Annotated in this window: 4 protein-coding genes and 2 pseudogenes; 3 read left to right on the forward strand and 3 right to left on the reverse strand. The window is 35.0% G+C overall.

Annotation, left to right across the window (positions count from 1 at the left end; genetic code table 11):
* Window positions 1-3,263, reverse strand: a pseudogene (gene ileS, locus Wcon_RS03080) (isoleucine--tRNA ligase).
* Between the two features lie 138 nt (window positions 3,264-3,401).
* On the opposite strand from ileS, the gene Wcon_RS03085 reads away from it, so the two are divergent.
* Window positions 3,402-3,635: a hypothetical protein gene (locus tag Wcon_RS03085; RefSeq protein WP_237350000.1), complete on the forward strand. Its 234-nt coding sequence runs from the start codon at window positions 3,402-3,404 to the stop codon at window positions 3,633-3,635.
* A 66-nt stretch (window positions 3,636-3,701) separates the two neighbouring features.
* Here Wcon_RS03085 and miaB read toward each other — a convergent pair whose 3' ends face one another.
* Together miaB and hemE are read right to left on the reverse strand one after the other, a co-directional pair.
* Complete coding sequence (gene miaB, locus Wcon_RS03090) at window positions 3,702-5,018, reverse strand: tRNA (N6-isopentenyl adenosine(37)-C2)-methylthiotransferase MiaB (protein WP_114517183.1); 1,317 nt, start codon at window positions 5,016-5,018, stop codon at window positions 3,702-3,704.
* Between the two features lie 1,371 nt (window positions 5,019-6,389).
* Window positions 6,390-7,406: a uroporphyrinogen decarboxylase gene (gene hemE / locus Wcon_RS03105; RefSeq protein ID WP_114517185.1), complete on the reverse strand. Its 1,017-nt coding sequence runs from the start codon at window positions 7,404-7,406 to the stop codon at window positions 6,390-6,392.
* Between the two features lie 400 nt (window positions 7,407-7,806).
* On the opposite strand from hemE, the gene Wcon_RS03110 reads away from it, so the two are divergent.
* Together Wcon_RS03110 and Wcon_RS03115 are read left to right on the forward strand one after the other, a co-directional pair.
* Window positions 7,807-8,625 carry a transporter associated domain-containing protein gene (locus Wcon_RS03110; RefSeq protein WP_114517186.1) on the forward strand — a complete coding sequence of 273 codons (819 nt, stop codon included), beginning with the start codon at window positions 7,807-7,809 and terminating at the stop codon, window positions 8,623-8,625.
* Between the two features lie 478 nt (window positions 8,626-9,103).
* Window positions 9,104-10,092 (forward strand): annotated as a pseudogene (locus Wcon_RS03115) (IS110 family RNA-guided transposase).
* Window positions 10,093-10,163: the final 71 nt, after the last annotated feature.

Below are 10,163 nucleotides of genomic sequence, written 5' to 3' on the forward strand. Positions count from 1 at the left end.
TTAGTAACTTTGCAACTTTATTAACTTAATACCAACTGTCAAATCTTGGTATCCTTTAGAATAGAAATCAGTTCCGATTTCTACATTAACCTCTAAAAATAAAGAAAGAGTCTGCTCTTTTATATACTCACCCCACCTATTTATTGCCTCTTTAACTTTCTCATCTTCTGCTTTGATTATTACTCTGATTCTATCTGATATGTGGAAATCAGCTTGTTTTCTAGTTTCTTGAATAAGCCTCACAATATTTCTCGCGAGCCCTTCTAGAATTAGTTCATCATTGAGCTCAGTGCTCAGAATAACAATTCCTTTATTGTTATCAAATACAGAAGAATATTCACTGTTTGCTTTTAACAATAGTTCATATTCACCTTTTTCTATAATATAGTTCTCTGTTTCATCTCCCAGAAATATCTGTTCGTTTTCAACTTGCTTCCACTTCCCTTCCTTAACGTATCGAACTAGTTTCTTGATTTTGTCTGGAATCTTCTTGCCAAGTAGCGGGAAATTTAGTTTTAGCTCTAATGATGCAATATCTTCAAGTCTGTTTACTAATTCTAATTTTTTTACATTTACCTCATCTCTTATTATCTCTTGATATTCATCTTTAAGAGAATCACAGGAAAACTGATGATAAATAATCATACTACCAAGTGGCTGTCTGATACGTATGTTAAACGTGTTTCTAATAGAGAATGCAGCATTGCATATTTCTCTTACCAAATCCATCTTGGCAATGAGCTGACTATCAAACTTCTCTAATTGTGGAAAATCAGCCAAATGAACAGATGTTTCTTCATACTTAAGCCCCTGCCATATAGCATCTGTTATCAGTGGCAATAAAGGAGCTACAGCCCGAAGTATGTAATAAAAAACTGTGTATAGAACATCATAAGCGTCAGTTTTATCTTGATCCAAATCACTTTTCCAAAAACGCTCGCGACTGCGACGAATATACCAATTATTTAGCACTTCAAAAAAATCTATCAGAATTTTGCAAGCCTCTTGAGAGTTATAGTTATTCATAGAAGCTTGGATACTTGCTACAGCTTCAAAACATTTGAAAATCATGTAGCGATCAATAGTACTTTGATAATCCTTACAAACTTCAGCTTTAATTCCATCTGCATTTGCATACATAGTAAAAAAGTGATAACTGTTCCAAATAGGTTTTATTACGTTTTTCAGAACATCTCGTATTGAGTTTCCTTCTTTATCAAGTAGCAAATTACCACCACAAACAATAGATCCAGAAAGCATAAGAAAACGCAGTGCATCAGAACCGTATCTATCAAAAACTTCCATTGGATCTGCATAATTATTTAAACGTTTGGACAATTTTTGCCCTTTTACATCCAAAACAACACCGTGGCATATGCAGTTCTTAAATGGTTCCCTATCAAACAAAGCAGTGGACAATACAAAGAGCGTATAAAACCATCCTCTTGTTTGTGCTATATATTCGGTGATAAAATCTGCAGTTTCAAACCACTCTTTATTTTCAAACGGATAGTGGACTTGTGCAAACGGCATTGAGCCAGACTCAAACCAACAGTCAAACACGTCAGGCACACGACGCATAACCGATTTTCCTGTTGGGTCATAGGGGTTTGGTCTTGTTAAAGTATCGATAAATGGTCTATGCAAATCATCTACTTTAACATTAAAATCTCGCTCTAGTTCCGCTATTGAACCATATACATCCACTCTTGGATATCGAGCATCATCTGATTTCCATACAGGGATTGGCGTACCCCAGAATCGATTGCGTGAAATTGACCAATCATGTGCTCCTTCAAGCCATTTTCCAAATTGACCATCTCTTATATGATTTGGCATCCAGTTAACTCTTTTGTTCAGCTCTATCATTCTGTCCTTGAACTTTGTCACAGCAACGTACCAAGAAGGCATAGTGCGATAGATCAAAGGAGTGTCAGTTCTCCAGCAGTGAGGATAATTGTGAATATGTTGCTCAGTCTTAAACCAACTCCCCTGCTCTTTTAATTTTTTATTACTGTATCATTGGCATCAAAAACATGAACTCCCGCTAAATCCGAAACTTCAGCAGTAAATCTACCACCGTTATCAACTGGACAAACAGCTCTAATATCATGGCTTTGGCAAAGGTAAAAATCTTCCTCACCAAATCCAGGAGCAGTGTGCACAACACCAGTACCATCTTCTGCTGTGACATAATCGGCAATGAAAATACGGAACGCATTTTTTGTATCTTTAAAGTAATCAAACAGCGGTCTATAAGGAAGACCTGCAAGATCATTCGCTTGAAGTTTTATATTGCAGTTTTCATATGGAATATTGTTTTGTTCAGAGTGGCTGATAAATTTTTCTAGGTAGCTTTCAGCGAAAATATAAATTTCACTGTTCACTGAACTCCTTTCATTAACTTCTGTCATCCCAGTGCTTCGACACTGGGATCCAGAAATAGATTCCAGCGTCACGCGCTGGAATGACACCAAAGAGTGGACTGACACTGCACAATACTTGATGTCCTTACCTATTGCCAGTGCTAGGTTACTCGGCAACGTCCAAGGAGTTGTAGTCCAAGCAAGCAACTTACATTTTTGTTTGAATTGCTTTGGGTTTTCTAAAAGCTCAAATGCAACAGTTACAGCTTTGCTAGTTTTTTCTCTGTATGCATTATCAAGCCTTGTTTCAAAATTGGAGAGAGGGGTTTCACACGCCCAGCTATATGGAACAACACGTACTGATTCATATACCAAACCTTTATCGTAAAGCTGCTTAAACGCCCACATAACCGACTCCATAAATGATTTATCCATGGTCTTATAGTCGTTGTGAAAATCTACCCACCTTGCTTGCCTATTCACATACTTCTCCCATTCTAATGAAAATTTCATTACAGAAGTACGACAATGGTTATTGAATTTTTCAATGCCAAATTTCTCTATCTCAGTCCTGCCCGATATTCCAAGTTCTTTCTCTGCACCCATCTCAGCCGGTAATCCGTGACAATCCCAACCAAATCTACGTTCAACCCTTTTTTGAAGCATAGTTTGATATCTTGCAAATGCGTCTTTGATGAAACCAGTGAGTAAATGCCCATAATGCGGAAGTCCATTTGCAAATGGAGGGCCATCATAAAAGACAAAACAATTATCCTTAGAACGCTTCTCAACTGATTGCTCAAAAATTTTGCTTTCCTGCCAAAATTTTATGATTTCTTTTTCTAACGACGAAAAATCAGGACTACTTACTGTATCAGGATAATGCTTTATGTTCATTTTGACCGGATAAAGTCAAAGAATATAGGGCTTTCCAGAAAATTACAAATTCAAAAACTCTGTTTCTATAAATATCGGTAGGTATTGACATTATTATACAACATATTAATTCACTAGACTTATTTATTTAGGTTGAAGATGAATAAAGACAATAACAGTTGGCCTTACCAGAAATTTCATGATGCTAACAAAAGCAGTAGTAAAAGCAGCGTTATTTGGGAATCGCGTTTTTATGAATACAATAATTCTGGAAAGATTGAGAAAATACGCTATCAGTGGGAAAAGAAAAAAAATCCCGCAAGTCTATTATATCAAATCTCATATGATTGCGCAACACAGAGTTATAGTCCTTTAAGTATTAAATCTAGATAGCTTATAAATTTGAAAAAAACTACACAAAATGCTTCTGTACAAGAACGCAGGAGCACTTTTTTCTAATTAGGCAGCACATCCCAATAAACTATTCTGCCGAGCTTCCAATACCCTTACATTTATTATTTTATCTTTATATTTACCATCAGGATCATCAATGCACACTGATTGCATATATGGGCTTTTGCCAATAATTTGAGCTTGATGTTTGCCTTTTTTATCGCTGAATAGAACAGGAATAGTTTTTCCTACCATACTCTGATTAAACTCAAGTTGTTGTTCACTAATTAATTTCTGTAAACGAAGAAGACGCTCTGTTTTAACCTCTTCTGGTACTTGATCTTTTCTTTCCGCTCCCGGTGTTCCTGATCTTGGACTATATTTAAAACTATAAGCTTGAGCGTATTTTACTTTTTCCACTAATTTCATAGTTTCCTCAAAATCTTTTTCGGTTTCTCCAGGAAACCCAACAATAAAATCAGAAGAAAACTCGATTTCAGGTTTCAATCTGCGAAATCTGTCTATTATTTCCAAATACTCCTCTGCAGTGTGCTTTCTGTTCATTGCGTGCAATATTTTATCCGAACCTGACTGCACAGGCAGGTGAACAAACGGCATGAGTTTTGGCTCTTCCGCATGTGCCAAGTAGAGAGATTCGTGCATATCCCTTGGATGAGAAGTTGTATAACGAATCCTCTCTAGCTTTTCAATTTTAGCAATATGACTAACTAACTTGCCTAAATCCCATACTTCCCCTTCGCATTCTCCATGGTAAGCATTGACGTTCTGACCAAGCAAATTGATTTCTTTTGCTCCGTTTGCAACTAATTTTAATGCTTCACGAAATATTTCATTTATTGGTCGTGAATACTCAGCCCCGCGAGTATATGGTACCACACAAAACGTACAAAATTTATCACAACCTTCTTGTATGGCAAGAAACGCAGAAGACCCCTGGCTATTGCCATAGCACTCATCTGGCAATTTATCAAACTTTGCAACTTCAGGAAAATCAGTGTTTATTACATGACCTTTACTTCTACTTGCTTTTACTATCAACTCCGGTAAAGTAGCGATACTCTGCGGACCAACAACAATATCAACAAAGGGAGCCCTTCTAAACACTTCTTCTCCCTCTGCTTGCGCTACACACCCAGCCACCACTATAGTCACTTCTTTTCTTGATGAATGAATTCTTCCAAGCTCTGAGTAAAGCTTTTCTGCTGCCTTCTCTCTAATATGACAAGTATTCAATATCACCAAATCAGCTTGTTCTGCATCACTAACAACGTTGAACCCTAGAGGCTTAACTATATTCTCCATTAAAACGGAGTCATAAACGTTCATCTGACAGCCGTAAGTCTTAATGTATAGGCCTTTCATATTTAAAATTCTTCATACAAATCCTAGCAAATTATACGAAAAACTGGATTCTAGTACAACAGTCAATAAAGATTGCTTGACAAACCTTCTCGCTTTCCTTACTATAACAGTAGAGGTATTTTAAGAGCTCAAAAATCTATCTCCGTCTGCAGACTTTTCAGTCAATTTCTCAATAAAAAGCGTATTCTTCAGTGTATGTGAGTGGGTGCACACACACATACTTAATTTCTGTCGTATATGCGCTGCATTTTTTTTATCTTTTTTATACAGGGGGATTTTATGTCCAGAATTCCAGATACTTGACCTTTATTCTTAGGCTAAAAACCAACTGGCGCCTATGGTTTTTATAAAGAAAATGTGGAAAACCACATATCAATCTTTACAGAGTGAAAATGAGGCACTAATACTACGTACACTGGAAGATTGCTATCAAGAATGTAGAAACAGACACTCTGATTCTATCAGACGGAATTTTTGCTATTTTGGATGTCAGGTAACTCATCCGCAGAATTGGCTTGATTCTTTCCCATCTCATTCACAAAAATCAACACTTAGTGAGAATTCAGAAGATTACACAAACCATGATAGCACAAATCCATTGCCCTTATATAGCAGCCAATTTTTCACAGCTTAAAAAATTTAACGATCAGAATTATAATTACAAACCAAAGTAAAAAGTAGACTTTTCCATTTCTACTTTTATACTCGTAAACTTAACTGGATGGCAGTGTCTAGGCACTGGCATGACATGGTAGGATGTCACGCAAGTAGCACTCTTTGGTGTCATCCCAGCGCCCAGACACTGATTTACTTTATAATGATGTCATTCCAGTGCTTGACACTGGCATCCTACAGATAATGTTCGTACAGCTGTGCCTCACGCGCTGGCTCTCTTAAATTACTTTAACTATAAATATTAATAAATTTACTAATTGTAAAAAAGGCAAAAGAACCCCCGGTCATTGTTTAATTTTCAGTATCGGCGCTTTTTAGTCTTAAACACTGCAATTTAGCTGCTTTTAAACGCAATTAATCTAAGTTACAAATGTTTAAGAAATTTACCAATAGAAGAAAAAGACAAGGAACCCCCGCAGTAGCTAGTTATTCTACTCTTTATTTTAAAATTTGACGTTGGGTAATGTCTTAAACAGCCCGTTTCAGCCTGTATAGGGAAAAATCCGGAAATTTTATAAAGACATAGCATGCACATAGTGCAAAAATAATACGCCAAATACAAGTCTTCTTGTCGTTTTAATCTGCACAGATTAGGAAGTTAAATAATATAGCTTCAATATTATGATAAGGGAATTGGCGAAACTTGTAAAGTAATTTTCTCGTTTCACCACAATAAAGGCTTTTCATGTAGGGGTTTTAGTAGTTTCTTACCAGATCCACTAATGTAGCAATATTTTCAACTGGAGTATCAGGAAGTACTCCATGCCCAAGATTAAATATAAAAGGTAAATCTCTAAAACAATCCAGTATACGCTCTGCTTCCTTAATTGCTTCTGCTTTATCGTAGGCCAAAAGACTAGGATTAAGGTTTCCTTGCAGAGGAATTTTTAGATTTGCTTTCGCCCATTCTATTGGAACATTATAATCTATACTTACTGCAGATACGCCTGTTTTCTCATAGTAATCCTTATAAAGATTTCCAGCAGAGCGTGGAAAACCTATTATAGGAAAATCAGGAAACTTATTCTTTATTGCCGAAACAATTTCCTTTGTTGGCTTGATGACATACCTTTCAAAAAGCTCCCACGGAAGTGCGCCAGCATTACTATCAAATAACTGAATAACATCTGCTCCAAACTCTATCTGTTTGATTAGATAAATAATTGTCGCTTCTGTTATTTGCTTAATTATTTCCTCTAAGTCCAAGGGACAGAAATTTAGCACCTTGGAAAAAGTTTTGCTACTACCACCCTCTATGATGTATGAAGCTACTGTCCACGGCCCACCAGCAAAGCCTATGAGGGACTTTTCTGCTGATAATTGGCTTCTTACTTTCCTTATGGCATTTAGAATTGGTAATATCTTAGCTTCAATTTCTTGCAGACTTTTTAACTCTTTAGCACTTTCTATAGGTTTTATTCTTGGGCCTACACCACGTATAAAACTTACATCACAACCCAAAACGTCAGCTATTATTAAAATGTCGGAAAAAATTATCGCTGCGTCCATGTCAAACCTTGTTATAGGTTGTAGTGTCAGCTCTACCACTAAATCTGTGCTATAGCATATCTCAATGAAATTATTCATGTTTTCTACTGTTTTGCGATACTCAGGAAGAGACCTACCAGCCTGGCGCATTAACCAGATAGGCATTCTCTCATTTGGCTTATTCTGCTTAATAATTCTTACTATTGTTGGTTTGGTGCTTTCCAATCTATTTTATCTACTTTTTTATATATTAAAGCATAGTAGTAGTAATAGTTCTATCAATAAATTGTTATTAACTTAAAATTTAGTAAAAATTAGTGTTACTTAACTTGTGGATAAATATGTTAATAACTTCTATATGCTATTGATTTTGCCTTATGATTTATGTGCATAAGTAAGATGTTTAGAATGTTAGTAATTTCTTTTATGGAAAAACTCTACTGTCATGTATTGTTATAAAATTATGTATATGCTATTAAAAAAGTTGTTGATCAATTGTTGGTATTTGATATCAACAATTAATTCACAAGTTAATTTGACATTATTCACATGCTTATTAAACATTTAATAACAGTTTTCTTGATAGATCTGATCTAAAGACATTTTCACCATTAAAGGGAATAAATTGAATAAGAAAAGAACCTTAGTAGAAAAAATAGCATACAGAATTTTTCTCTTCCTCTTCAATAAAACTTCTGTGTTAAAAAAGTGTGCATCTGATGCATTAATGAATGATCTGTCAGATCCTAGTATATTCAATAGTCTATTAAAATTCCGTGATTGTAGTATAATGGACATAATGACTTCACGTACTGAGATATGCGCAGTAGACATTGAGTCAAGCAAACATGAGGTAATAAAGAAGGTGAAAAGTACTTACCACACTAAGATACCAGCTTATAGGAATAACTTTGATAACGTAATAGGTTTTTTTTATGTAAAAGATGTTATTTTCGATAAGAATAAAAATTTTAATTTGAGAAATATTATACAAAGTGTAATATTTGTCCCATCCTCGATGAAAACAACAAATCTTTTTGTTAGGATGAAATCTTCCAAATCATATCTAGCTATTGTGTTGGATGAATATGGTGGAACTGATGGTTTAATTTCAATGACTGATCTTATAGAAGAATTAATACCAAATATTGATAACGGGAATGAGGTAAATTCAGAATACACCATTACTGAATTATCTCAAAGTAAGTTTGAAGTGTCGGCAAGGGCCCTTATAAAAGATATAGAGGAAAATCTAAAAATAGAGTTGCGTGACTCTGAAGAGGATTATGCTACACTTAGTGGTTTGATTCTTTCAATTGCTGGTAAGGTACCTTCTGTAAATGAAGTCATAAAGTATAAAAATGGTATAAAGTTTATCATCAAGGATGCAAATGAACGATGCATTAACAAAATAATAATAGACTTAAGTGATTACAAAAATTAAATTAAATATTTTTTGGTGAAAGGTACTTTACCTTGGAAGGGGGAGATTACAGTAGCCAGATGTGCAACTTAAGTAGGGAGAAACCATAGGCGTCAAGTTAAGAGAATACACCCAATATAGCAACCATTTAAGGTTTATTTGTTATATTTATTTTTTAAGAAATCTTGGTCTTAAATAAGATAATTTTTTTTAAAGAGTCTATAAATTACTAATTTTATCGTTTAATATCTAAAATAATTTTTACCGCTTCTCTTCTTGTATCTTGTAAAAAGCATCTAATGTTTTAAGCTTAAGCATTAGGTGGAGGAGGGAAGAACTCTGTTTCTCCTCTTAGATATAAAATCTGTAAGAAAGATAAGAGTTCCCTCCTCAAAAGTATAGGCTGGACGGTATCGTAGAAAGACCTAAATGGCTCTAATTCTGTATCCACAAGGTTAGCCTTACTTTTCGTTTTAAATGGTAACGTATGGGGTTATATATGATCAACAACTTTCTTGGAATTGATGTATCAAAAGATCGCTTTGATGTTTTTCTTTCATTCATAAGTAAAAAAGAAAAGCGTGAAACTAGGAAAAGGAGCTTTAAGAACGATGATCTTGGGTTTCAAGGTCTGCTGAGTTTTCTACAAAAGCATAATGTGGAAGAAGTAAAGTCATGCATGTGGTTGTTATAGCGAAGCTTTGGCTGAATTTCTGCACAATGCTGGACATTTTGTTAGTGTTGTAAATCCTTATTGTATTAAATCTTATACAAGGAGTAAGCTCGTAAGACAAAAGAATGATCAGACTGATGCAGAAATTATTGCTGATTATTGCCAAAGACAGGAACCAACTCGTTGGACACCACCTTCTTCTGAAATGAAAAAATTAAAACATCTTTATCGTTGCTCAGTTGCGTTAAAAGAATTAGTAAATAACCACCTAGAAAAAAAAGAGAGACTGCCTAAAGAAGTTGCAAATGCTTGTTGCAACGAATATAGTTAAAAAAATAGAAATAATAAAAAACTCCATACGCAAACTATTAAAGCAGCACAAAGAATTGTTGGAAAATTTTCAGCTTCTATTGACTATTCCAGGAATAGGAGAGGAATCAGCAATGGCTATTTTAGCTGAAATCCCTGACATAAAAGCTTTTAGAGATGCCAGGCAATTGGCAGCATATACAGGAGTTATACCGAAAAATATAACATCAGGTTCATCTGTACATTCTAAACCAAGATTAAGTAAATCAGGTTCACAAACATTACGTAAGGCCCTTTTCTTTCCTGCCATAGTAGCCAAGAATCACAATCCTATCATTGTGAGTTTTTGCCAAAGACTAAAGAAGAAGGGTAAGCATAATATGGCAATTGTGGGAGCTGCAATGCGTAAGCTACTCCATATCATTTTCGGTATCCTGACATCCAAAAGTGCTTTTGATCCAAATCATATCAAGAATTACAGAACTAGGATGTTGACTGTAGTTTAAAATCAAAAAATGCTTCCAATCCATTCAACATATTCACTAACTGTAATCTGTGTACTGTTACACAATCAGAA

The organism is Wolbachia endosymbiont of Cylisticus convexus (assembly GCF_003344345.1).

What these genes read in the sequence shown, in the direction of transcription:
- Wcon_RS03085 (WP_237350000.1), top strand. Translation starts at nt 3,402, where the DNA reads ATGAATAAAGACAATAACAGTTGGCCTTACCAGAAATTTCATGATGCT.
- miaB (WP_114517183.1), bottom strand. Translation starts at nt 5,018, where the DNA reads ATGAAAGGCCTATACATTAAGACTTACGGCTGTCAGATGAACGTTTAT.